The 24351-nt window shown below is 64.8% G+C and carries 28 protein-coding genes; 6 read left to right on the forward strand and 22 right to left on the reverse strand.

All coding sequences use genetic code 11. The annotated features are described in order from the left end of the window. Positions 1-149 precede the first annotated feature (149 nt). Both DVB37_RS18745 and DVB37_RS18750 read left to right on the forward strand, forming a co-directional pair. A complete protein-coding gene (locus tag DVB37_RS18745) occupies positions 150-686 on the forward strand; it encodes a hypothetical protein (protein ID WP_046805960.1) in 537 nt (178 codons plus the stop codon). Next, positions 683-1447 carry a hypothetical protein gene (locus DVB37_RS18750; RefSeq protein ID WP_046805961.1) on the forward strand — a complete coding sequence of 255 codons (765 nt, stop codon included), beginning with the start codon at positions 683-685 and terminating at the stop codon, positions 1445-1447. The genes DVB37_RS18745 and DVB37_RS18750 overlap by 4 nt, the downstream gene beginning before the upstream one ends. On the opposite strand, the gene DVB37_RS18755 is transcribed toward DVB37_RS18750, so the two are convergent. The 3 genes from DVB37_RS18755 to DVB37_RS18765 form a co-directional block, all read right to left on the reverse strand. Further along, positions 1444-1716, reverse strand: a complete 273-nt coding sequence (locus DVB37_RS18755) for a hypothetical protein (RefSeq protein WP_046805962.1) — start codon at positions 1714-1716, stop codon at positions 1444-1446. The genes DVB37_RS18750 and DVB37_RS18755 overlap by 4 nt on opposite strands. Before the next feature lie 229 nt (positions 1717-1945). Next, the gene (locus tag DVB37_RS18760; RefSeq protein ID WP_046805963.1) at positions 1946-2602 is read right to left on the reverse strand and encodes a hypothetical protein; all 657 of its coding nucleotides are present in this window, start codon (positions 2600-2602) and stop codon (positions 1946-1948) included. Between the two features lie 269 nt (positions 2603-2871). After that, positions 2872-3609 (reverse strand): helix-turn-helix transcriptional regulator, encoded by a 738-nt coding sequence (locus DVB37_RS18765; protein ID WP_120156420.1) that lies wholly within the window; start codon positions 3607-3609, stop codon positions 2872-2874. An 87-nt stretch (positions 3610-3696) separates the two neighbouring features. On the opposite strand from DVB37_RS18765, the gene DVB37_RS18770 reads away from it, so the two are divergent. Next, positions 3697-4992: an MFS transporter gene (locus DVB37_RS18770; RefSeq protein WP_120156421.1), complete on the forward strand. Its 1296-nt coding sequence runs from the start codon at positions 3697-3699 to the stop codon at positions 4990-4992. Here DVB37_RS18770 and DVB37_RS18775 read toward each other — a convergent pair. Next, entirely contained in the window at positions 4952-5584 is a 633-nt protein-coding gene (locus DVB37_RS18775; protein ID WP_120157571.1) for an FMN-binding negative transcriptional regulator, read from the reverse strand. The genes DVB37_RS18770 and DVB37_RS18775 overlap by 41 nt on opposite strands. Before the next feature lie 126 nt (positions 5585-5710). Further along, on the reverse strand, positions 5711-5905 hold the full coding sequence (locus DVB37_RS18780; RefSeq protein WP_046805965.1) for a hypothetical protein: 195 nt from the start codon (positions 5903-5905) through the stop codon (positions 5711-5713). Positions 5906-6459: 554 nt separating this feature from the next. On the opposite strand from DVB37_RS18780, the gene DVB37_RS28405 reads away from it, so the two are divergent. From DVB37_RS28405 to DVB37_RS18790, 3 genes are all read left to right on the forward strand, one after another. Then, positions 6460-6627, forward strand: a complete 168-nt coding sequence (locus DVB37_RS28405) for a hypothetical protein (protein ID WP_162941244.1) — start codon at positions 6460-6462, stop codon at positions 6625-6627. Positions 6628-6790: 163 nt separating this feature from the next. Then, positions 6791-7780 carry a DUF4105 domain-containing protein gene (locus DVB37_RS18785; protein WP_120156422.1) on the forward strand — a complete coding sequence of 330 codons (990 nt, stop codon included), beginning with the start codon at positions 6791-6793 and terminating at the stop codon, positions 7778-7780. Between the two features lie 18 nt (positions 7781-7798). Then, positions 7799-9589 carry a hypothetical protein gene (locus tag DVB37_RS18790; protein ID WP_162941245.1) on the forward strand — a complete coding sequence of 597 codons (1791 nt, stop codon included), beginning with the start codon at positions 7799-7801 and terminating at the stop codon, positions 9587-9589. Positions 9590-9609: 20 nt separating this feature from the next. Here DVB37_RS18790 and DVB37_RS18795 read toward each other — a convergent pair whose 3' ends face one another. From DVB37_RS18795 to DVB37_RS18880, 17 genes are all read right to left on the reverse strand, one after another. Then, on the reverse strand, positions 9610-10080 hold the full coding sequence (locus DVB37_RS18795; RefSeq protein ID WP_046805967.1) for a carboxymuconolactone decarboxylase family protein: 471 nt from the start codon (positions 10078-10080) through the stop codon (positions 9610-9612). 223 nt (positions 10081-10303) lie between these two features. Further along, positions 10304-10570, reverse strand: coding sequence for a hypothetical protein (locus DVB37_RS18800; RefSeq protein ID WP_120156424.1), 267 nt, complete (start codon positions 10568-10570; stop codon positions 10304-10306). Further along, entirely contained in the window at positions 10554-11048 is a 495-nt protein-coding gene (locus DVB37_RS18805; RefSeq protein WP_120156425.1) for a hypothetical protein, read from the reverse strand. Before DVB37_RS18805 ends, DVB37_RS18800 begins: the two co-directional genes overlap by 17 nt. 60 nt (positions 11049-11108) lie before the next feature. After that, positions 11109-11399, reverse strand: coding sequence for a holin (locus tag DVB37_RS18810; protein ID WP_120156426.1), 291 nt, complete (start codon positions 11397-11399; stop codon positions 11109-11111). Positions 11400-11443: 44 nt separating this feature from the next. After that, on the reverse strand, positions 11444-12049 hold the full coding sequence (locus DVB37_RS18815; RefSeq protein ID WP_120156427.1) for a tail fiber assembly protein: 606 nt from the start codon (positions 12047-12049) through the stop codon (positions 11444-11446). Between the two features lie 16 nt (positions 12050-12065). Further along, on the reverse strand, positions 12066-14498 hold the full coding sequence (locus tag DVB37_RS18820) for a hypothetical protein (protein WP_120156428.1): 2433 nt from the start codon (positions 14496-14498) through the stop codon (positions 12066-12068). Then, positions 14498-15163, reverse strand: a complete 666-nt coding sequence (locus tag DVB37_RS18825) for a DUF2612 domain-containing protein (RefSeq protein WP_046805974.1) — start codon at positions 15161-15163, stop codon at positions 14498-14500. The genes DVB37_RS18820 and DVB37_RS18825 overlap by 1 nt, the downstream gene beginning before the upstream one ends. After that, entirely contained in the window at positions 15163-16614 is a 1452-nt protein-coding gene (locus DVB37_RS18830; protein WP_120156429.1) for a hypothetical protein, read from the reverse strand. Before DVB37_RS18830 ends, DVB37_RS18825 begins: the two co-directional genes overlap by 1 nt. Positions 16615-16639: 25 nt before the next feature. After that, positions 16640-17008 carry a hypothetical protein gene (locus DVB37_RS18835; RefSeq protein WP_120156430.1) on the reverse strand — a complete coding sequence of 123 codons (369 nt, stop codon included), beginning with the start codon at positions 17006-17008 and terminating at the stop codon, positions 16640-16642. An 87-nt stretch (positions 17009-17095) separates the two neighbouring features. Beyond that, positions 17096-17704, reverse strand: a complete 609-nt coding sequence (locus tag DVB37_RS18840; protein ID WP_240433927.1) for a Gp138 family membrane-puncturing spike protein — start codon at positions 17702-17704, stop codon at positions 17096-17098. Beyond that, a complete protein-coding gene (locus DVB37_RS18845) occupies positions 17701-18651 on the reverse strand; it encodes a hypothetical protein (protein WP_120156431.1) in 951 nt (316 codons plus the stop codon). Before DVB37_RS18845 ends, DVB37_RS18840 begins: the two co-directional genes overlap by 4 nt. Next, positions 18638-18970 carry a hypothetical protein gene (locus tag DVB37_RS18850; protein ID WP_046805979.1) on the reverse strand — a complete coding sequence of 111 codons (333 nt, stop codon included), beginning with the start codon at positions 18968-18970 and terminating at the stop codon, positions 18638-18640. Before DVB37_RS18850 ends, DVB37_RS18845 begins: the two co-directional genes overlap by 14 nt. Next, positions 18967-19554, reverse strand: a complete 588-nt coding sequence (locus DVB37_RS18855) for a phage baseplate protein (protein WP_104144028.1) — start codon at positions 19552-19554, stop codon at positions 18967-18969. The genes DVB37_RS18850 and DVB37_RS18855 overlap by 4 nt, the downstream gene beginning before the upstream one ends. Positions 19555-19562: 8 nt before the next feature. Beyond that, the gene (locus tag DVB37_RS18860; RefSeq protein WP_120156432.1) at positions 19563-21905 is read right to left on the reverse strand and encodes a tape measure protein; all 2343 of its coding nucleotides are present in this window, start codon (positions 21903-21905) and stop codon (positions 19563-19565) included. A 148-nt stretch (positions 21906-22053) separates the two neighbouring features. After that, complete coding sequence (locus DVB37_RS18870) at positions 22054-22539, reverse strand: phage tail assembly chaperone (RefSeq protein ID WP_046805983.1); 486 nt, start codon at positions 22537-22539, stop codon at positions 22054-22056. After that, positions 22539-22967: a phage protein gene (locus DVB37_RS18875; RefSeq protein WP_046805984.1), complete on the reverse strand. Its 429-nt coding sequence runs from the start codon at positions 22965-22967 to the stop codon at positions 22539-22541. Before DVB37_RS18875 ends, DVB37_RS18870 begins: the two co-directional genes overlap by 1 nt. Before the next feature lie 13 nt (positions 22968-22980). Continuing rightward, positions 22981-24339 carry a DUF3383 family protein gene (locus DVB37_RS18880; protein WP_120156433.1) on the reverse strand — a complete coding sequence of 453 codons (1359 nt, stop codon included), beginning with the start codon at positions 24337-24339 and terminating at the stop codon, positions 22981-22983. Positions 24340-24351: the final 12 nt, after the last annotated feature.

Raw genomic sequence — 24351 nt, forward strand, 5'->3', positions numbered from 1 at the left:
CTGTATATCCATACAGCTTGCGGGTTTGCACTGACTCCATCTTGTAAGATTACGCCCCCTCGCCCTGTTTGCACGCACGCATTGCCTGCGCCGCGACGCAAGCGGCAGAGCGCATTGGTAGCGCAATTCAAAGACCCTAGATTCGTTTTATGGCCAACAAGTTCGAACCGTTAATTACCGTTGATGAGGTGCAAGAGATTCTTGCCGAACCCAAGGAAACCGTAAAACCGATCTCCTGGATCCCCAAGCCCGCGGCCAACAACATCCAGTGGATGGAGTTCGCAAGCCCATGCAAGGTCAAGGGCGACGCGCGCGATGACGTGATCTTTCGCGTGACCTATCGGGGCGCGCGTACGGTCGTGCACGGCCAAGCCACGATCTTCCTCACTGAAGCGTTTTGCGCCAGCCTGTTCGTCGGCCCGCATCGCGTGTTCGGCGTCGATACCGATGACTCGTTCCATACCAGCCTGGTGGGCGAAGGCCGCCCGCATTTTCGCAAGCCGCTTGCGGACCGCAGCCATGAACATATCTGGGTGGACGAAGGCGAAGGCTATGCCGAGCCCATCGTGCCTGCCCTGCACACCATCGGCGCGCTGATGCAGTATTTCCTGCCGCGGGCGAACCTCACGCTAGTCGGCGGTTTTGCGCATCCCCTTAAAGGCCGCCAAATCGAACTGATCCTATGAGCAATTTTCTGGAAGCCTCCGGCTGGACCGTCCTGCCGGCCGGTGAACACGCCATACGCGCCGTCGCCCCCATGACGTTGGGGCTGGATGGCCAGCACGCCGCCTTCTTCATCGCGCACCCGGACGACGCCACGTTCTACCTGACCGACGCCTGTGAGACCTCGATGCACGCGTCCAGCTACGGCATCGAAATCGGCCCCAAGCGCATCGACATGCTGAATGAAACGCCCGGCGTCAGCCTGGCGCATTTCGACCGCGACGGCGCCATTGTGGCGACCGGCCCGAACGAGCAATTGCAGGAAGCGTTGTGGGACGCGGTGAAGCTGGCGATGGCGCTGTCGTTCCAATGCGCCAAGTGGATGCCCCGCTTCAGCCAGTTGCGCTTTCGTGCCCAGGTGGGCCGCGCGCTGGCCGAGGGCGTGGGCGTGAATCGCATGGTCAAGGGCGCGCGCGCCAAGGGCAGCAGCGGCCACACCGCCGACTTCGCTTTCGCCGTGCGTGCGGCGGGCAGCACGGCGCTGACCTATATCGAGCCGATTGCACTGAAGGCCGGCAAGAAAATGGACTGGACGCAGGTCTATCAAACCCACGGCAAGATGTCGGACGTAAAGATGGCTGACGCGCGCAATTCGCGCATGGTCATCCTGGAAGACGGCGCCACGGCCGAGGAATTCAAGAAGGCCGTGACCATCCTGGAGCAATCCGCAACGGTGCAGACGCTGGCCAAGACGCGCGATTGGCGGGAAGTCTTTTCCGGCTAGGACGGCATGTTCGTCAGGCCGTCGACGATTTCGCGGCCATGCGTAATGGCCGCGTGCACGGCTTCGCGGGGGCTATAGACGAATCCGCCGTCCGCAAAGCGCGGAACCGGGTATTCGTCGCCACCTTCAAGCACGGCGCCGGCCTGAACCACCATGACCGATGCAATGAATACGGGGCCGCTTTGCAACGCTGAAATGTCAGCGTCCTCGCCCCGGGACACCTTGGCCGTGAGCCGGTATCCCTTGTAGATCAAATTGTTCTGATGCACTTTCGGATGCCCTCGTTCTGCGAATCAGCATACCCCGGCATTGATGACAGTCCGGATATGTTTTGTAACCTCGGCAGCCAATAGAAACATTGTTGCAGAGCAATAATTGCGTCCCCGTTTCTGCGGCAGCGGTCGAAGAATTGACGGGATCGGCGCAACGGCAAGCGGGGCGCGGGTTTTGAAAGGGCGGCGCTTTTGCGTGCCGCCCCCGGCAAAGCCATTACGGGGATTACCCTAGGTCGTGTTGCGAAATCGCCTCTTTGGCCGAAATCATGCCCGTCAGCCGCATGTATTCCGGCAGCGCCCAGCCGCGTCCCAGCAGGATCATGCGGGTGTGCAAGTCTTCCTGCACGCGCTGCGAAACGGCCTTGCCCAGATAGCTAAGCTGCTTTTTGCGCAGGTCTACAAACCCCAGCTCGTAGTCCCGCGCCAGCCCCATCCACAGGCGATGCGCCCCCACCGACTGGCGGGCGCCGCTGATGATGCACAGGCCGGCATCCAGCGCCCAGCGGTACACGGCGGTGGCCAGACCCATTCCCTGATACGCCGGCGCGTACTTTGAATGCGGCGCGCGCACGTAGGGGTCGGCCCGCTTGCCCACTTCGATCAGCCGGTTGAAGACGGTATAGCCGGCCACGCGGTCGCGCCGCGTATCCACCACGTACACGTAGTACTCGCCATCCGCTTCGCGATAACGCAGCACCAGGCCGGGAATGTCGGTATGCACCTCCGGCAACGCGTACAGGCGGTCCGACGGCCGCTGCATCCGTTGATGAATGGCGTCCAGTTCGTTCTGGACTTCCTGGGGAGCGTGATTGACGTCGATGCGTAGCTCCGAGATCAAGCGGGCGGGAAAGCAGATTGCGCGCAGCGCCAGGGTAGGCAAGGCCACCTCCTGAAAAACGTTGATAAGACTAATGGGAAAAAAAGGTCGGGGGAATAATGTTCAACACGGCTTGAAGACGGGCTGTTTCACACACCGAGCCCCGTCCCCGGCCGACGAAAAAAAAGCCGCATTCGCGGCGGGAATGGCTGTGTTCAAAGCACCGCCTTCGAGCGGTGCGAATCGAGGGGGACGTGCGCGATGCAAGCGATGGATGGCGCGGTAAAGAAGATGTCAAAGACATCACCGCTGACCGCGCCATTACCTTCCGATCAAGCCGCCGCATGCGCGTCCCCCTGCATCAGGCCGTCGTCCGCATCCACGTCGGGCATGCCGAAGAACGCCGGAAATTGGCGTGCGCCCTTGCGCGTGACGGACAGCGCGCGCGAGTCCAGGTCCTTGGTGATCCAGCCGCGCTGCATCAGGGCGTCCAGCAGCGCCGCGCCCAGCGCGCCGCCCAGGTGGGATCGACGCTCGCTCCAGTCCAGGCAAGCGCAGGCGAAACGCCGGCGGCGCTGGCGTGCCTGGGCAACGTCAACGCCAATCTGCGCCATCGACGCTTCGCCCAGCGGCGTCATCACGTAATCGCGGCCGTCCTGCGCCAGCCATTGGCGGGCCACCATGGCGTCATGGACGCGCACGGCCAGCGTGCCCGCCATGTGGTCGTAGCAGGTGCGCGCGTCACGCAGCGCGGTCGGCGTGTTGGGCTTGAACGGCACGCGGTCGGCGCCGGCCACCACCAGCAGGGCCTCAAGCGCGTGCCCCACTTCTCCGTTGGCCAGCCGATAGTAGCGATGCTTGCCCTGCACGGCCATGTCGACCAGGCCCTGTTCACGCAGGCGCTGGAAATGGCTGCTGGCGGTGGATGCGCCGATATCCGCGGCGGCGGCCAGTTCGGTGGCGGTACGCGCGCGCCCATCCAGCAACAGGCACAGCATGCGGGCGCGGGCGGGGTCGGCAATGGCGCCGGCCACCGCGGAAAGATTGATGTCGGCGAACTTGGATTCCATGATTCGCTGTGGACCAAAGTGTTGTGTGCAAGGCGTAAGCATACTGCGCCCTATCGCAACATGACATCCGGACAAATCAGAAAAGCCATGCCCAAGTCTTCTTCGTTCTTCGGTTGGAAAGTGCTTGCCGCCACCTTTGTGCTGGCCGTCTTCGGGTGGGGCGTTGGCTTTTACGGGCCGCCCGTGTTCCTGCACGCCGTGGTGCAACGCACCGGCTGGAGTGTGGCGCTGGTGTCCGGCGCCGTCACGCTGCACTTTCTTAGCGGCACGATCGTGGTCGCCAACCTGCCACGCCTGTACCGCCGCGTCGGCGTGGCGCGGGCCACGTTCGGCGGCGCGGTGCTGCTGGCCTTGGGGGTGACCGGGTGGTCGCTGGCCGTATCGCCATGGCAGTTGTATGGGGCGGCGGTGCTTAGCGGCATGGGCTGGGTGGCGCTGGGCGCGGCCGCGGTCAATGCGCTGATCGCGCCGTGGTTCGTGCGGCGCCGCCCGTCCGCGCTGGGCATGGCCTATAACGGCGCCAGCGTGGGCGGCATTGTGTTTTCACCACTGTGGGTGTTTTTGATCGCGCAAGCCGGTTTTGCGCAAGCCGCGTTGTGGGTGGGCGTGGCCATGGTCGCGGTCATCGGGGGCTTGTCGCGCAAAGTGTTCGCGGTAACCCCACAGCAGCTGGGCCAACTGCCGGACGGCGATAGCGCGGACGCACCCGCGCCGGCGGCGTCTACCGCGTTACCGCGCGTATCGCGACTGTGGCACGACCGCGCTTTTCTGACGCTTGCCGGGGGTATGGCGTTGGGCCTGTTCGCCCAGATAGGGCTGATCGCGCACCTGCTGTCGTTGCTGGCGCCCTTGCTGGGCGCGCAGACGGCCGGTGCGGCGATGGGGCTGGCCACGGTGGCCGCCATCGCCGGGCGCATGCTGGTTGGCGCGCTGATGCCGGCCGGCACCGACCGACGCAAGGTGGCCTGCGCGGCCTATGCCGTGCAAATCTGCGGATCGCTGACGCTGATGCTGGCCGCCGACCATATGTGGGCGGTGTGGCTGGGCGTCATTCTGTTCGGGTCGGGCATCGGCAATGCCACGTCGTTGCCGCCGCTGATCGCGCAAACGGAATTCGCCCGCGAAGACAGCCAGCGCGTGGTGCCGCTGATCGTCGCGCTGTCGCAAGGCGCCTATGCCTTCGCGCCCGCGCTGTTCGGCTTGCTGCGCGCCGTGCTCGACGCAAGCGGACACGCCATGTTCGGCTTCCTGGTGGCGGCGGCCCTGTTGCAGGCGGCGGCCATCGCGTGCTTTGCGGCCGGAAGCGGCCATGCGGCGGCGCGGGTTGCGCCGCCCGCCACGATCAGGCCGGTGGCCCCCGGCGCGCCACCAGCGCAGCCATGACGGTGTCGCCGGCCTCGTTCACCAGCCCTTCCGCCACGCCTTCGCGGTCGGCCGGTGTCCGGTTCTGGCTGACCTTCCATTTGCCCTCGATGCGCGATATTGGGATCTCGATCCCGATGATGGCGCGCATCTGCGCCGCAATGAAATCCGCCGGCGCCTCGTCCACGCTCCAAGGCTGCGCGCGCGCCTTTTCCTGGCTGGCGGTCAGCGCTTCCAGCTGCGCGCGCAACCAGGCGGGATCATCCTGGATAACCGGCGTGCCCCACACATGCACCGCCACGAAATTCCACGTGGGCACCACCTTGTGCGTCTGCGCCTTGGTGGCGTACCAGGACGGCGTGATGTAGGCCTGCGCGCCATGAAACGCAATCAAGCATTCCTGCCCCGCCGCCAGATGCGCAAGCTGCGGGTTGGCACGGGCCACGTGCAGGCGCAGCACGCCATGGTCCCCTTCGGGATAGAGCAGACAGGGGATGTGGTTGGCCATCAAGCCCCCCTCGCCGCTGGTCATGACGACGCCCAACGGGTGGGCGCGGATAAAGTCGTGCTGGACGGCAAGGTCGTCTTCGCGAAAAGCGGATGGCAGGTACATGGTGGGCCAGGCGTAGTCAGGGAAAAACACAACATAACGCCATCGTGGCCCCATGCACAGGTCCATCGCTTCACTGTTTTATAGAGCCACTTCGGCGCTCCCCCGGCAGGGTGCACGCGGACAGCCTTATCGTCGGACACGCTCATAAGCTTGGTTCATGCGTTCCCGCGCCTGCGTTTCGCGCGCGTAAGCGCGGTCGTAGCTTTCCAGGCACCCGGGCGTGGGGCTGGGCCACTTGATGGCGGCGATGGCCGCGGTGAGTTCGTCGCGGGCGCGTTGCCATTCCCGGACAGCGGCGTACCAATCCTTGGCGGTGTCCATAGTTGTCTCCCTATGTGCACGCTTTCCATCGTAGCGCCGCACACGCGGGGGGCCGCGCGCTTTCGCGATTAAAAAAGGATGAGCACCAATCCCTGACAGGGTTAACCCGTCGAATCTGTGGCGGCCAGCCATCAGATCGCGGCGCCGCGCAAGTTGCGTAAAATCCCGCAGCCCGGATGGGGCGCGTAAACGCATCTTCGTCTTGCGCGATGCGAGCCCGTGGCGACAAGCCCGACAACGACCGATTCAACTTCGCACGCGCCGCGCCCGTTCCATCAGCTCAACGGAACGACGCGTTGAACCGGAACGCGTAGCGTTTCCAAACAGGATGCGTTGGCCGGCATTGCGCGATCAGCCTTGGGCACGCCGCATGCAGAGGCGTCTGGTCTCGTTGCCGACAACTTGTCGCAAACGGGGAACATCGCCGACGCCAACGCGGTCCAAACCCAAAATTTTTACTTAAAAATCACGATGTGATGAATATTGACGTCAACCCTCACTTACTCACAGCCACGGCTAATGCTACTGTTCCGCCTGTGCAAGGAGTACATGCAATGGATCAGAAAACGAAGCCCTGGGCCTTTCCCAAGCCTCATCCGGAAAACACCCCACGCGGTGAGCGCAACAAACAGGAGTTCGATGCTCCTGCCGAAGTCAAGAAACCCGCGCCTAAACCGCGCGCCAAAAAAGAACCGCCGGCCGCAAGCCGGGCGCGTTCATGATGTTGCCGACCAGGACGCGCGCCGCTATTGCGGCGTTGCCCGTCCCGGATCGGCCCCGCCGCCGCCCGTTGCCATGACGGGCCCGCGCCGACCTCCCCGGCGCAATTGACGGCTTAAATCAAGCCCGGCCATACTCTGGCGGCCTCGACCGCCTAGAGATCCTATGACCGCTTCCATTTTGCTTGGCATCACCATCACGCTGGTCGCCGCCTGGGGCGGCTTGGCGCTGTGGATACGCGCGCCATTGCCCCGCGCGGCAAGGGGCTTGCTGACGCTGGCCTGGCTGGTGTTGGCGTTCGCGGCCCTGGCCGCGTTGGCCTGGCCCACGTGGCGCCCCGCGGCCTATGGCTTTGCGCTGGCCACGCTGGCGCTGGGGCTATGGTGGGCACGCCTGCGCGCGTCGAACGACCGGCCGTGGATGCCAGAAGTCTCACGGCAAACCCTGGGGCATGTGGATGGCAACGTCGTCACGCTGCAAAACGTGCGCAACTTCGACTGGCGCAGCCGCACCGACTTCACCCCCAGATGGGAAACCCGCCGCTACGCGCTTGACGAGCTTGAGTCGGTGGACGTTGCGCTGTCGTACTGGGGCCGCCCCGCCATCGCTCACGCCTTGGTGTCGTTCGGATTCGGGCAGGATCGCTACGTGGTTTTCTCGGTGGAAATCCGCCGCAAGGAAGGCGATCAATTTTCCGAGATCGGCGGCTTTTTCAAGCAATACGAATTAAGCCTGATCGCCTCGACCGAGGAAGACAGCTTGCGCGTGCGCACCAACGTGCGAGGCGAAGACAGCTACCTGTACCGCATCCACATGCCGCTGGACAATGCGCGTTCGTTATTCCTGGCGTATGTGGACAGCGCGAATCGGCTGCGCGACACGCCCCGCTTCTATCACACCGTGACGGGCAACTGCACCACCATCGTGTTCCAGATGGCGCGGCGCATCGTGCCCGGACTGCCGCTGGACTATCGCCAGCTGGCATCGGGATATCTGCCTGAATACTTCTTTGACCTGAACGTGCTGCAAGGCGCGGACAGCGCCGCGCAATACCGCGAACGGGGTCGCTACACCGATCGCGCCCGCGGCCACGGGGATGCCCCCGGGTTCTCTCAAGCGATCCGGCAAGGCGTGCCGAGCATCGATCCTTCGTAGCTTTTGCACACGCGCACCATGACAACATCAACGGCCCTGGCGCTACGCGGCAGCGGCAAGATCAACGGTGTGTTTTTCAACGCGGCGGGCGATGTGGCGGCCGTCGCGTCCACGTTTGCCCTGCTGGCCCACCCTCGGGCGCGCGCCGCCTATGGCGGGCGCACCTTGCGCTATCGGGTAGCGTTGTACCGCCGCGACTCGCTCGTTCCCTTCGCCGCCTTTGATGACCTGCACTATCCCGTCAACGATGTGGCGTTCCACCCTGCCGGCACGACCGTCGCCATTGGCGGCGGCAGCTACGACGGCGGCTATTTGTTTGAAGGCGAACTCATCGTCTGGGACTGGCGCGAAACGCACGGCGTTCAGCTGTACAACCAGGTTCCCGAAGTGGTGCGATGCCATTACAACGCGGCGGGCGACCAGATCGAAGCATGGGTGCGGCCGTGGGACGACGGCGATGACGCCTGCGATGCCTTCGACGCCTTGTTCCGCGTGCAAGCGCCAGCGCCTTGCTCCGGTTCGCAAGCGCTGAACCTACACATGGATGCAGCCTCCAGCGTCCCCGCCGAGCTGCGCGCACAAGCCTTGCGCGCCCCAGATATCCAGGAGCTGGAAGCGCGCTTGCAAGCATGGTTCGGCGTAGCCAGGTGGACACACCGGGGTGCCATCCTGGATGTGGCCTGGCTGGATCACGACCGCTACGCCGCCGTGCACGAGGGCTGCCAGCTAGAGGTCTACCACCGCAACGGCGACCGCCTTGCCACCCACACCGGCGCGGGCCACGGCGTCGAGATCATCACATCCGGCAAGCAGGTATTGGTGCACGTGGTCGAGAGCGGCCCGGCGGGCCAAATCGTGGGAAGACAGGACGCGCGGCTGTACACGTACACCGGCGCCGGTGCCAACGCCAACGCCAACGCCAGCACCGGCGCCATCGCCAACGCCGACACCAATGCCGGACTGCCACTGACGCGCGCCTATGACGGCGAATTCACGTTTTCCGCCACGCAACAAGGCCGGATCCTGGGCCGCCAAAACCGCGTTACGGCGCACCCCGGGCAGGCGCGCGATGTGCTGCTGGACCTGGCGACCGGCGTCGAGCATCGCCCAGACCTTGGCCACTACGACTGCTTCAACCACTACCTGCGCATCCGCCACGCGCCCTATCTGTTCCTGCTGCAAGGCACGCCCGCCAGCTCGCACGAACGCAAAACCCTGTGCGTGGTGCAACCCGATGGCGCCGTGCGCCGGCTATGGCCGGTTTTAAAAGCCAGCAACGATGCCGCCAGCCACGCCATGGAACTGTGCGGCGCCTACGTCGACGATGCACTGGGCCCCGGCCTTGTCATCGGCGGCAAGCACTATTCGCCCAACGTGCGCGCGCCCTACGCCGGCTTTATCTACCGCAAGCCCTTGGACCGGGATCGCGAACTATGGCGGCGCCCCATCCCCGCATCGCCCAGCGCCATCGTGCACATGCCCGCCTTGAACCTGATCGCAGCCGCCTTTCTTGACGGCTCGCTGCAATTGATCGACGCGCAAACCGGCGTGCTGCGGCGCTATGCCCGCGTGCGGGTCGATGGTTTGCCAACGCTGATCTTCGCCATGGACGCCGACGCGCAATCGCTGGTTGTCGGCACGGTGGATGGCACGATAAAAGTGCTGGAAGCGGGCCAATTCGGTGGCGCGCCGGCTGATGCGGCCCAAGCCAAACGCCAAGCTTTCGATCAAGCCGGGTTCGATAGCGGCGCGGACGCAGATGCGAACGGCTATGCGCCGGGCACCGCTCCCGTCATCAACCTGGACTGACGGCAGATTCGCGCCCCCCTTCATTCCGCCGCCCGCTCAGCCGCCTTCGTGGCAGCCGGCGTGGCCCTGAATGACACGCCCAGGCGGTTGAAGGCATTCATCAGCCCGATGGCATAGGTCAGGTCCGCCAATTCCTTGTCGCTGAACTCGGCGGCGGCCGCGGCATAGGCCTCATCCGGCACACCGGTATCAGCCACGCGCGTCACGCTTTCCGCCCACGCAAACGCCGCGCGTTCCTGTCGCGTAAACACCGCGCCCGCTTCATGCCACACCGGCACCAGCACCAGCTTGTCCACCGTCACGCCCTGCTTGATCAGGTCGCGCGAATGCATGTCGATGCAATAGGCGCATCCGTTGATCTGCGACACCCGCAAAAACACCAGATCAATCAAGGTCTTCGGCAGGCCGCAGTGCTGAAGATAAACATATACCGCGCCAAAAGCCTTATACCCGTCGGGCGAAGCTTTGGCATAGTCAAGGCGAGCATTCATGATGGCATCCTGGTAAAGACATTTCAGAACCGCTATCGTGCGCCCACTTGGCCCAGCCGGACAGAGCCATGACGCGCAATATGGACTAGGTCATGATGGCGCCCCGCCACACAGCTGGCGCCAGACGGCATTGCCATCCCGGATCTGCCGCCGGACGGAAGCCGGCGTGGCATCCACCTGCGCCGCCGTATCAAAGTAGACGGGCCGCGCGTGCTCGCAATATTCAACGCCCACCCGGGCGGGCGCCACGCACCCAGTCACGCTTAAGCTCGTCAGCAATGGCAGCATCGTCCATCCCAGCCGTTTGATGTTGCACATCCCTTACCTCCTGCCGAGCCTGGTCGGCCTGCCGATTGATTTGCGTGTCGCGCCCCTGGCGTTCAGCGCGCGATCCCACGCTGCGCCCTCGCAAATACGCCAGCAGCACCACAGCGCTTGCGGCCAACGCGGCCACCGCCAAGGTCTTGAACCGTTCAAGCCACGCGAACATGCCGTCCCCCGATAGCGCCCATGGCTTGGGCATACAGCGCGAGCCAAGTGTGCTGATGCGGTTTGCCGGGGCGCCAGGTGCGCAGGTACAAGGCCCAGGCGCTGTCGGCGTCCCCCTCGTCAGGCAAACGACCCGGGTCGGTCCACAAGAGCAGACGCGCAAAGCCGGCGGCAAGCACGTCGTCCGCTTCCAGGGCGGTGTAGACGGCGCCCGCCGTGGCCGCCACGTCGCGTTCGGCGCAGAGCCGGCGGGCAGGTCCGTAAGTGGCAGCATGCGTCAACACGCCTCGCACGCCACCGCCTTGCTCGAACTGCCAGAAGCCTCGGGCCGGTCCACCGACTTGCCGACGATGCAGAAAGCGGCTTTCCTGCAAGCCGATAGCCAGCAAGAGAACGCGGGCCTGCGGCGTGTCCATCGCGGGCGGAAGCAGCGTCAAGGCGGGGGTAACTGTGTAATCACAAATTGCGTGTAGGTCCATAGCCGCCTCTCATCTTGCCCGCTGACGCACTACGACGCAAAGGGGGTGCCGAAGACATAATCACTTCGCGCCGCCTCCGAGTTTGAATGCAAGGATCCGCCGCGCGGCAACCTCCAGCACTTGTTCACCCAGGATGCCCACTGCCGCCCCGGCGCCGACTAATACCGGCATCGGCGCGTCCGGATACGGAATCAGCAACAGTGTGACTACGGTTGAAAGAGCGCTTCCGAGAATCACTCGTCCGGCCACCACACGCCACGGTAGTTCTTCCTTGTTTGTTAGAGCACGGCCGACCGCCACCAGCGCGCCTACGCCAGCCAACCATGCAAGGGTTCGTTCCCAGTCGGACATACGACCTCCATAGACGAAAAAAAACCCGTCGAAACGGGCGGTCGCTAGACAACGGCTTCTGGCCGCGTCGGCCACGAGACGTTCCGCGGAAAACCCGCGTTAGATTCGACACGATTCAGCGCGATCCGGTAGCGTTTCCATGCTTGAAGCCGTGCCTCGTCTCCAGCGAGAGGAATGCCAAGATCCACCGCGTCTTGCAACGGGGCAATACGAATCGCGGCTTCTGCAAGCAACGCGTCACGTTGAGCAAGCACGCGAGCAGCAACAGCCTCTTGCGGCTCGGGAGGGCGCGGCAATGTAATGGGTTGCCCGTCGGGATTAGCCGCAATGACTCTGCCCAGAGCCAGCTGTGCCTGAATATCGTTGGCCAGGGAAACACTCACGGGCACAGAATCCGACGGAATCGCCGCCGCGCTATTGATACCGGTATGAAAGAACATCAATTCCGACGGGCTGAATACGATTCTAGGAACGGTCGAAGGCCGCCCGTCCTCCTGCACGATGAGCAGCCGATCCCCGCTTTCCAGTTCGCCAAGCAATTTTTCCGCCACTGCGGAACTCACCTCGACACAATCTGCGGGAAGGCGATCTTCGGGTTCGCCCGCCAAGTTATAGAACTCCTGCATCGACGCGCTAAACATCCATTTCATGTCATTTCCTTTTTCGTTATCGTGGCAAGCAGAAAAGTAGCCATTGCACGCCCCGAGGAGCCGCAATGGCGCCCCCACCGGGGCCAGGTCGGTAGGCAGCGATCTGCATTTTCGTGGCTGACTCAATAAGGCTGACCTCGCACCATGCGGCTGACGCCGCGGACCCTACGTTGCCATAGCATGTCGCTACATAACCCAGGATATAGCTCGGGATATAAGGAGCAATGGTGTAGCTGTCATAGCCTGCTGACGATCCCCACTGAATGACGAGATTTCCCGCCCCTGGCAGCCGCTGGAACCCCTGCCCCTCCAGTCGACTGTTACCCCCGCCGAACGCCCGAGCCATAAGTTGCGGCGTCAACAGCCGATAATTGTCGGTGCCGGCCTGCGCCAGTACATCGGTCGCTAGACGCCCATTGACCGCAATGGCAGCGGTCAGAGGCGTCATCGCAGAAGAGCCGTCTGTGCCCGCAACAGCTTGATCCGCTGTTGCGAGCTTCACCAGACCGGACTGTGTCGCAGACGCAAGATCATTCTCCAAGACGCCCCGCTGCCAAGGCGACCACGTCTCGCCATATCTGGCACGCGAATACGTCGCGCCTGAGTTGAAGACCGTGTACATCTGCGTAGAGATAGTTTGCCCTGCTACGCCGACTAACAAGGTCCCTGCGAGCGGCACCGGATAATTTCTCGTCAGCGTTGCATCGCTGCTTACGCTTTGGCCATACAGCCCCGGAGCGATCACGGTGTTCAAATTCATCGATTTCAACGGATTATCCGCCCCCAGCCCGAACGCATTACCCAGGGTCAGAATCCGCCCTGCTGTCGCATCGTTCGGGGCGGTTTGCGTATCCAGTTCATGGGTATGGCTGGTCGACGTGACCGCGTTCGTCGTCACGGCGGTCAGCTTGGACGGAATGCCCAGAGCCACAGTGCGATTGGCGCCCAATGTACCGCCGCCGCTCAGGCCGTTGCCAGCCAGAAGTGATACGGCAGCATTGGCTTTCAGGTCCAAAGCGTCCTGCAGGCCGTTTACCGTGGGGATATCCGCCCGGCCGAAAGCCAGATTGCCGCTCGCCAGGGTCTGCGACACGGTCTCAAACGCCGTCACCGGCTCGACCTTCCAACCCACGCCCCAACCAGCCACCGACGCGCCGGAGGTGTTGTATTTGGCTTGCACTTCCGACACGGTCACGCTTGCGTATGACCAGGACTTGGTTGTGTCGCCGATCCAGATGCATGGAAGGCCCGCCGCGTCCGAACCGAACCGGACAGGCAGATCGGAAGCCGCGCTGCCCGCCAGCACCGTCGCGCCGCAGCGTGCCCACGCCTTCGTTGTTTGCACGTAGCCATGGATCAACAACGACACCGGCGGCACGCCGTCCAGGTACTCGAAGACATCCACCCGCAAACGCAGCATCGTGTTCGCGCCGACCGCCGCGGCGGGCAACGTGATTTTCATCGCGCCAACCACGGTTCCGGTGTGCGTGGAATAACCCCCACCATCCGGCAGCAGGACATGCGCGGTGCGTCCTGACGCGGTATTCGTTCCGTACTGGGCGCCGATCGCCGCGCCCGTGCCCAGCACCAAGGGCCCGCTGATATCGCCGCCGGCCTTGGGCAGCGCCTGGATGTCTTCCAGCACCTGCGCTGGGGTGCGGGGCACCAGCGCGCCGGTTCCCGCGCCCGTCACATACGAACCTGCCGCCACGGTTGCCATACCCGTGCCGCCACGCGCCACGGGCAAGGTGCCGGCCGATGCCTTCGAGACGTCCAGCGCCGTCACGTTCAGCGCCACGTTGCCCGACCCGTCAAAGCTGACGCCGGCCGCCGTTGCGCCACCCGTGACCGAGAACGTGCGGGCCGAGGCAAGCTTGGTTGCGGTGGCCGCGTTGCCGACGGCGACTTCGCCGGCGGCGGACACGCGGCCCTTGGCATCCACCGTGAACGTCGGCACCGCATTCGCGTTGCCGTAGCTGCCGGCCGTAACACCGCTGGGGCTGAGCGTCAGGCCCAGGGAAAGGTTGGCGGACCCGTCGAACGAACCGGTACCCGTGGCGTCGCCAGTGGCGGCGATGGTGCGCGCCGTCGCGAGCTTTGTCGCCGCACCCGCCGTCAACGACGTGGCCGTGCCGGACAGACGCGCCACCGGCACCGTGCCGGTCTTCAGGTTCGCGGCGTTCAGGTTCTGTTGCGCGTAGCTCAACGCATCGAAACTCGTGGCCGCCAGCGGTCTGCCGGTGACCTCGGCCAGGCCGTCCAACTGCTTGTACAGCCAGGCCAGCCGTTCGTCGGTGGTCTGCTGCACCTTGTTGAATTGCTCGACCGAAGGCGGCACGGATCCGATGAACGACCAACCGGTCTTGTACTGCTGGTCGGTGATGTCCTCCGTCAGGCCGTTTTGTGCCCAGGTCGATTTGAAAAGGTCGAAAAAAGTAGGGTCTGCCATCAGTAAATCCCTCGCGCCAGCACGCCGACGCCAAAGCCAAAGAAACCTTGCTCGCGAAAGCCGAAGGGCTTGTCGGTCGAGCCGGTGATGAGTTGCACGCCGATGCCGGCGGCTTGGGGCACCCACTTGTAGGGGTTGGCCATCAGTGGGTCGTTGGGGCCGGGAATGCGGCTGACCCAGATACGGATCTTTGCGTTGCCGGCGTTTTGCACCACGACCCGGGTCACATCGAAGATCGGCTTGAGCGAACGGGCGATCTCCGGCGTGGTGCCATGCCCGTTGTTCAAGGCGATCTTCCAATACAGCAGCTTGCGATACTCCGCGTCCAGCAGCGCGGTAGAGCCGGCCACGGGCCGTTCATTGGCGCGGCGAAAGCGCGCCTGGCCGAAACCGCCTACGCTCGGCTGCCCTTCAAACCCGAAAAATTGCAGGTAGATCGCTTCATCAATCACGCGCGGCAAGCCGACGATCTCGCCAATGCCGTCCAACTGCCTGCCCACCGCGGTGTCCAGCCAGCGGTCTTCGTACAGCGCCCGCAGCGCGCCTTGCAGCCCGTCCGCGGGTTTGAGCAGCGCCTTGACCAGCGCCTCCAACCGCCGCTTGGTTTGAAATTGGCCCAGCCAATGGCCCCAGGCAACCTGCCCGTGGTTCTGATGCAGATCCATCACGTCACCTCAATGCGCGACAGGTCAAACGCGGCCACCTGGAAGTCCTGGATCGCCACGTTGGCGGCGCGAAAGTCCGAGGGCGCGGGCGTGAAGGCCGGGTTGGTCGAGAACGCCAGCGCCAGGTCCACGGACGCCAGCCCCGGCGTGCGAAAGATGGCGCCGTAAAGCCGTTGCAAGACGACGTCCTCGCCGATGGTGAAGCCCTCGCCCACCGCCGCCAGGCTCTGGGCGATGCGCTGAAAGCCGTCGGGCGGAAATGCTTGCTCGGACGGCGGCAGCAGTGTCGTGGCGCAACGCACCCAAAGGTAGACACGTTCAGGCCGGTCGAAACGGATCAGATGGTTGGCGCCCTCTTCATCCTTGACCACCACCTGACGCTGGCCGTGGGTGTCGATGCCCGCCGCCACCACGCGAAAGATGGCATCGGCCACCTCGTCATCCAGCCCGCCGTCGGCCACCACGTGCGCGCTGTGCGGCGGGCGGCCCTGTGCGTCCGGCACGTCGGTGCTGTTCATGAAGACTTTCACGACGCGCACGCCGGCCACGCGGTCGCGCACGTTGGGCGCAATACTGGGCAGCGTTGCCGCGCCCAGACGAAACAGGCCGGTGGTGTAGCGGGCCCGCAGCTGGGCGGCGTTTTCCGCCAGGCGTCCCGCCACACCCGCTTGCAGATTGTTGACGGCGTCCCACCCGTCCACCTGCGTCACGATGCCATTCAGGTCGCCTACGTCGGCCCCTTCGTCGGACGCGTCCACCGTTGTCATCAGGCCGGGCGACCCCAGACGAACCAATGACAACGCGGGGGACCACGCGAACGACGCTGCCTGCCGCCCGTCCGTATGCAGCCGCACGGAGACGCCGTCGCTGGACACCGCCAGCCCGCTGCCGTTCAGCGCGGCCACCAAGCCCGCCAGCACCTGCGGCAAATTCGTCGTGACGCCGCTGGTGTAGGCATAGTCCACGCCGTCAATCGACACGGTATAGGCGGTTTGGGCAGCGACGGCGGGTTGCAGCGTCACATCCGCTGCCGCGCCCGGCAGGATTTGCACGGCACTGTCCAGCGCCCATAAGTTCTGGCTGACGCGATGCCGCGCTTGCGCACCGGCCGGCACCGTTGTGCCCGCCGCGCCATACAGCACCACATAGGCGCGCGAAGGCTCGTCGCGATAGCGCGACACGCCGGTGAACGACACGGCGCGGTCCAGCGAGACGCCCGTCGCCGAGCCCGGATACATCGCGTAGTAGACGCCTTCAGCCTGCTCCCACAACGTGGCTTCGCGTTCCGCGAAGGTGTCGATCAGCAGGCCGGTAATACTGTCCGGGCGGGTTTCCACCGCCCCATTGAACCCGGCCGATTGCATGCGAGCACGCAAGTCGGCCACGATTTCCTGGCGGATTTCGGGCAGGCGTGGTCGGACGAACCCGTCCGGTGTGACACCGTAGGCCATAGTTACCTCGACAAAAATAAGGGGGTTAAGACGCTTGCAGCAAGACCACGCGTTCCAGTCGCCCGAAGGTGGTGTCGGCCTGGTAGGTCACGCGTAGCACGCGCAGTTGGCGTTCCAGTTGCAGCTGCATCGCGCTGACCTGCGTCACGCCCGGCACCTCGCGGATGCGCGCACGGAAGATGGCTTCAATGCCGGACCGATCGGGCGACTTCACCAGGATGTCTTCGAAGTACGGAACGCCAAAGGTCGTGTCCAGAAACCACTCGCCCATGAAGGCGAGCAAGGTGGTGTTGATCTGCTGCGCGATACGGTCGGCGCCCTCCACGAATGACGCGCGGCCTAGCAGGTCCAGGTCCAGATCGCGGTCGGGGGATAAAGCAAGGTCCAGTGCCATCAGAGCGGTCCCTGGGTCGTGCCACCGGCGTAGGGGTGACGGTGCGCGTCGCCGATGTTCGTGCCGTTATGGGTGATCGCGCCGCCTTCATAGGCCACGCCGCCCCGAATGCGCATCGACGCGCCGCCCCTGGCCGCCCTCGCCCGCCATGCCCTGGGTATAGGTCAGCGGCCCGTTGATCGTGACCGGCGTGTTGAAGGTGGCCTGTTCCGCCTGCACCGTCCAGGTCTTGACATGAAACGTCAGGTCGCCGGCCGGCGACAGCTTCAACGTGCCCGGCCCGTACTGGATGCTGACGTTCTGTGTGTCCGCCGCCATCGTGCCCGGCCGCAGCAGCGGCGAGGCGAAGGCGTCAGACAAATCGAACTGGCGCGGATCGTCCGGCGGACCGTTATCACCCCCCAGCCAGTTTTCCAATGCACGGGCGGAAAAAGACAGCTTGATCGCATCGCCCGGCGCCAGCGGCACCGAGATCAACGCCTGCGCGCCGTGCACATCGCCTACCGGCCAACACACCGGCACGCGCACCACCTGGGGCGGCAACAGCACTTCGCCATTGGCCAGCCGCTTGGCCAGCGTGGGGCGCGCCGTGACGAACGTGCCGTCATACGCGACCACTTCGCCAGGCAGCGTCGTATAGATATCCGCCAATTCCGTGGCGATAAGACGGCGGATAAGGGTTACCGCATTGCTCATGTCTGTTCCTTTTTGGATGGCGCGGCCTGGGTGTCCACCAGGGTCAACTCCGTTTGCCAGTCACCGGCTTCGCTATCGCCTGTATGACGCACGGTTTCAACGCGTTGAAACGCCTGGACGGACCGGCTTTCCAGCTTGACCAGGTCGCCGGGGCTGATGGTGGGCAGCAACAGCGACTTGACCTTCCAGCCGTCGCGCTGTTGCTGGGCGCTGGCGGGCTTGGCCGCCACGGCGCCGGCCGCAGGCGCGCGTGCCCCCGCCTGTGCCGGCGCCTTTCCTTTCGACTTCGCCTTTTCAGTGGCCGCTTCACGCGTGCGTTCGGGTTGGCCCAACAGGCCACTGTCCACGGCCAGTACAACGGCTTGGCGCCGCGTAGTGCCCAGCCGCTGCACCACCTGCAATTGCTGGTTCTGAACCGACCATTCCAGGCCGGTCCCTTGCGTCACCTTGTGCAGCGCGGTGCGCGCCGCGCCGTAGAAAGAAAACCCGTGCTCCCAACGACGGTCGGGCACATCGTCGGCCATGACCAGCGGCAAGCCCATCTGCCGCGCAATGTCGCGAATGATGTCGCGAGCGCGCGCCCCCGGGCCCAGGCCGATCGACACCGCCGTATCGCGCACTTCGATATAGCCGTCCTTGACCGTCAGTTCGGTCACGACATCCGGCGGCCCATAGCGCGTATAGGCAAAGACGATGCTGCCCGATGCCATCAACAGGGGACCGCCCTCTTCGGCATAGCCCGCATACAGCACGCATTGCAAGCCCGGCTCTTCCAACGAACGCCGGGTTTGCTCGGCCAGGTTGTACACGCTGATCTTGGCGTCGTTGGGCTCTTCGGCCGCCGTCTTGGCGATATCGAACGTGATGCGCATCGGGGGCATGATTTCCAGGCCGCGCGCGCCACTTTTGCCAACCAGCAGGCGGTAGACGCGATCAAACCTTGCCATCAACCACCTCCGCCGCGTTGACGTACAGCAACGCCACTTCGCCCGACGGCAGCGCCGACCGGCTGATGGTGTCGCGACGGTCCGGCGCCAAGGCCACCAGTTCGCCCGGCGGCACGGGCAGATGGCGGTAGCCCGCCAGCAAGCGCGTGTCCGGCACCACGGCGATGCCGGCAACGACCAGCTCGTTGTAGGCGTTCTCGATGGACAGCACCCATTGCTGGGCCTCGCTGTTCCAGGACAGCCGCAAGAACACCGTCATGCCGTCCAGCTCCAATTCGATAAGGCTGTCGTTGGCGTCCGGTACGAGTATCTGGATCATGGGTTCAAACCCTTTGCCGAGTTGTAAGTGTCGCGTTGCTTCGGGCTGGCGGGCACGCCGCTTTGCTTGCCCGCGTTGGCCTTGGTCGACCCGGCCTTGCCCGTCGCGCTGCCCGAGGTTTTTTCCGGAGGAATGTCCGCCTGCCGCAACGTCACCTTGCGGATGCGCTTGAACGTGGCGGACAGCTCGTAACGGTCGCCCGCGGTGTTGGTGCGGCCGATGGAGCAGCTTTCCATCACGAAGTCCACGTAGACGTCCATCCCCGTCGTGATGGTGATGGGCAGGCGATCCGCATGGATCTTGCGCAGCGCGTCCTTGGCGCCGATCAGCTTTGACCGGCCGGCGCCCAAGGCCGCGCTGCGAAAGCCGCCCAGCAAGCTGATGTCGGCGGCAGTCACCCACCCTGTCAGCGTCAGTTGCTCGGGATCCTGGCCCACGTGGTCGGTGACCGGCGGGCCGTCTTCCACGGCGAATGACGTTGTTCGGCTGTTGAGCTGGGTGGTTTCGTTGACCAGCGCATCCAGGGGCAAGGTGCCGATGCTGCTGCCGCCATTCCATCCAAAGATCATGGAAACAAAGTTCATTAGGGCTCCTATCCGGGGCTTTCGACGCCGGGCGTCAGGTCGTACCAGTGCGGCAGGCTTTGAAGACCGCGTTGCTGCCCCTGGCTCACGGCATCGGCAACCGCTTTTTTCACCACTAGAGGATCGCCGGACGCCACGTTGACGACGAAGTTGTTGCTGCTTTGGAAGCTGAATGGGGCGCCGACGCGCATCGGCACAGGACCGATCACGGACACAGGCGGCACGACCAGCCCCGCTGCGCTGCTTGCCGTCGTCAACCAATTCGGCGCCGCGTCCGGCGACCACCCGTCCATTACCGACGCCTGGTCGCCGGCGTCGGGGCCTGACTGGCCAGGCAGCAAGCTCTTGAGCCAGTCCTTTGCCGCACGCGCCTTGTCGATCACCCAGGTCTGGATGGCGCGGCCGATCTCCTTGACGGTGGCGACCATGCGGCCGCCCATGTCCGAGAAAAACGTCCACAGGCCGTTGAAGGCGCCCGCCCAATGCGCGATAGCCCCGTCCCAGTCACCGGTAAACGCCGCGATCACGCCGCTGACCAGACCGCTCCAGAATTTCCAGATGGCCCGGATGTATTCGATGACCGGTCCCAGGAACGAATCCATGGCCATCGCCATCAGCGCATCCCAGGATGCCGAGATGTACGCCTTGATGGCGTCCCAGTTTTCCCAGATTTGCCACAGCGCGACGGCCAGCATGCCGATCAGCGAAATGATCCGGCCGATCGGTGTCATGGCAAACGCGTTCCACAACATGGGGACCACGACCCTTGCCAGGTTCAGCAGGAATCCGCCGACGGGCGACAGGATCTGCCACAGGCCGTAGACCATCACGGCAATCGATCCGAAGCGCTGGATCCACGGCCCCAGCGCCTCGCCCGCACCGCCCAGCAGGTCCTTCACAAACGTCAGCACGGACGACACGGCATCAAGCTCGTCCTGCCATTCCTCCACACCGCCGATCCAGCCGCCCAAGACGGACTCGCCCCCGGCCATCCAGTTGGCGATGTCTTCGCCGATCAGATAGATCGTGGTCAACACCGCCGCCATGCGCAGCATGGGCGCTATCGACCGGGTCCACACAGAGAGCATCTGCATGGCGCCCGCCGGGCCACTGCGCATCGCCATCGCGGCATCCAACCCCAGGGCGGCGCGCGTGGCAGCGATCAGCGATTGAAACAGGCCGCCCGCCACCGCCCTGGCCCGCCGCAGCCCGTTGCCCAACGAGACCAGCCCGATGCTGGCGCCTGTCAGGGCAAGCAGCTTGACGACCGCGTCGATGTGGTCGGCCAGAAACAGGATCGACGTGGCTACGCCGTTCAACACGCCGCGGCCCGCCGGCAGCGCCTGGCCCAGGTAGCGCTGCATGGCGTCGTTAAACACCGTCATTGCTGCCGTGATGGACGCGGGCGCAGCCTCGGCTTCGGTGCGCATGGCCGGCAATTGCGATTGCAATGCCGGCAACGCCCGGTCCGTCGTAACCAGGCCGCCCTGCACTTGATCACGCAATTGGCCACGGCTTAGATTCAGCCCCGTGGCCAACGCGTCCTGCATGCGCTGGGGCAAGGTGTTGAATTGCCCCAGGTCCAACCGGCCTTGCTCGACCATATTCGTCAGTGCCGTGACGATGCCGTCGCGGTTCTGGGCCGGCGTCTGCGACAGCCGCATGCTCAAGGCCACGGCTTCCGTGATGCCGGTGGCTTCCTGCCGCGTGCGCCCATGGTCTTGCAACGTTAGCGCCGAGCGTGCGTACGTGTCGACGTTGTCGGCATACGGCGTGCCACTGGTGCGTGACACGCGGGCAAGGTCGCGGTCGGCTTGCCCTGCATTCCCCTCAGACCCCGCTGCCTGTAGCAAACGCGCCTGGATCTGCACCCACGCGTCGATGTCGCCAAGGACGCGCTTGAACGGCGACGCGCCCAGCGTCAGCTGGATGACACCGCGCAGGCCGCCCAACGCCCCCGCGTGCTGGCGGGCTGCCGGAGTGCTTTGAGGCCGGGGGCCGACCGAGGCGCTTGCGGTTTGGCCATTAGCAGTTTGACCATTTGCGGTTTGACCATTCGCCGTTCGCTGGCTTGCCATCTGGCCAACCGTCATCTGCGCAACGGCCATCTGCGCAATCGTCATTAACGCGCCGGGCGTCCGCGCGCTTGCCGACGGCCCTGCCTTCGCTTGCGGCGTGTTCGCCACGCCGGGCAGCACATCCGCCAGCGCCAGGCGCATCGCGGCGCCCGCCCTGACGCTGGCGCCCACCATGGCCTGCAACGTCGACTCGAACGCCTGCCGATAGGCCAGCAACCCGGATTGATCCACCTGGTAGCGCAGCAGCGTCACCACCTCTCGTACAACGATCATCGTTACCTCGCCTTGTTATCTGCCGCGGCCTGCGCGGCCTGCTGGGCATCCATCAGCGCGTTGAGCTTCAGGATGTCCAGCAGATCGACGTCGCCGCGCTTGACGGCGTCCAGGCTGACATGGCGGGCCAGGATGGGCCGCCAGATGATCAGCTCTCGTTCGAAGCCTGCGTCGAACCGCCCGACAGGCTCGCCAACGTCGCGCGGGCCGGACCAAAGCGGCCGGCCCAACGCGCCAAAGGGCCGGCGAAGTTGTGCTCAAGGATGTGGAACAGCAACTCCAGGATCTCGGCATAGTCCGCAAACGCCAGCCCCCGGTGCGCCGGCGTCAGCTTCTGCGGCTCGCGGCCGGCCAGTTCGAAGCTGACCAGCTCCGGGTCGACCAAGCGCTCGGCCCAGCCGGCCAGCGCATCGCCGCCCAGCTTGGCCGACAGTTCCCGGAACGCATTGAGCATCGCGTTTTCGTCGCGGCCTTCGCCGGCGCCGTCCGCGCTGAACACCGAGGTCAGCATCGAGCCGGCGGCCGGCAGCACTTCTTTTTGCAGGTCGCCCAACAGCTTGAGCTGGCGAAACGGATCAAACCGAGAAATACGAAAGACGGTCGATCCGATGCTCACTTCCTTGATGGCGCTCATCAGGTATTGCCCCCGATCACGTGAATGGCCGGGCCGGTCTCGATCGTCCATTCACGGCTGCCGACCTTGGCGCCGTAGCCCGCGTCGGGCATCTTGACGATCCACGCGGAATCCGAGGCGTGCAGCGACGTGCCGCGCAGGTCGGTCACGGAAATCGGTACCGCGCCGTTGCCCTCGGTGGCGCGGTCGGCCTGGTGCAGCGCGGTCAAGGCGGCGTTGCTGGCGCTGGTCTGCATCAGCGTCAACGTGATGCGCAGGCGCGAGTCGCGCGACATCGATCGCGCCACCTCGCCGTCGACGCCGACGACCGAGGCGATGCCTTCGCCGATCTCCGTCACGGTGACAAAGGTGTCTTCGGCCAGGCCCGAAATGGGCAGCGCGCCCATCACGATCTTGACCTGGTTGGGTGCGTAGGTTTTGACTGACATGGATATGCCCCGATTACAGTTGTTGGTAGGTGAGGTTGCCCTTGATCTCGGCAACATGGATGGCGCCGGCCAGGCGGGCGCTGAAGCTCAGGTCGCGCAGAACGCGGTTGGCCTTGTCGTTGGTCGACACGCTGGCCGCGCGCGGCACGTTGATGACAAAGCCGGGAATCTTGCGGCCCGCGTCATCGATTTCGTCGGGCGCGACCAAGCCACGGCTCTGCCCCAGCAGCAGCGCCTGGCGGATGCCGTTGACCAGGACCTGGATGCCCGCGTCGGTATAGGGCACCTTGCCGTTGGCGTTGATCAGCTGCGATGCCACGTTGATCTTGACCTGCTCGGCCAGCCAGTCGCGGCCACGGATCACGTCGATCCATTCGCCGGCGGCGACCTTGCCGTTTTGCGTCACGGCAAAGTTGCGCATCTGCTCGAACGTGTTGGCGTTTTTCGCATGCGCGGCCAGCGCCTGGCCTTCGGTCAGGTTGTCGTAGGTCACGCCCGAAAGCCGCGTGTTGGCCCAGGTTTCACCCCCCGGATAGAAGGTGAAGCGGTTGGCGGCGACGGCGGCGTCCAGCGCTTCGCTATCGGCCTGGCCGTGGTACCACACATGCGTGCGGAAGTACTGCTTCTGCTGGCAGCGCGACGCAATGTCGTTGGACACGGCTGCGTCGATGATGCCCGCCTGCGCGCTGGATACGCCGAACAGGCGCTCGTTCGATTCCACCCATTCGGCGGCGTCCAACACATCCGCTTCCACACGACTGGCCAGCGACACGCCGTACCAGTCGCCGTTCTCGCGCAGGCAAGCGTTCAGTGCGGCCGACGGCGTTTCGGTGCTGACCGGCGCGGCCAATTCCAGGTTGCCCGTCACGGCGATGGCGACGGCCTGGCCGGTCACATCGGCGGTCACCGCAACGTCCGCGCCGGTTGCGGTGGCCGTCACCGGTGCGTCGGTCTCGGCAATGGCGGCGGCGAGGGCCGTCGCGAGCGTCTGCGGCGTGCTGTCAGCGGCGCCCGGCACGCTGGCAGCCACCTTTTGCACGGCGCCATTCGCGTCACGCCAGGACAGCGACACGGCGTAGTCCGACGCGGCGGCGTGCGTCACGGCAATGCGCGATGCATCCACCTGGCGGCGGCCGACAAAGACGCGAGCCACCGTCGGAATCTGTTTGAAGGCGTCGCGCACCGCGATGTACAGCGGGTCGTTCGGGGCGATGCCCATGTCCAGCAGCTCGCCTGCCTCGGTCACCGCCATGACGCGGTTGACGGCCAGCGCGTGTGCGCCAAGGATCAGGATGTCAGAGAAATTCTGCTCCTTGATCGCCGTGGTGTTCAGCGAGATCGCCACATTGACGATCCGGTCGATTTTTGCCATTTGCGGCTCCAA

The sequence above is a fragment of the Achromobacter sp. B7 genome (genome assembly GCF_003600685.1).
GTDB lineage: Bacteria > Pseudomonadota > Gammaproteobacteria > Burkholderiales > Burkholderiaceae_B > Achromobacter > Achromobacter spanius_B.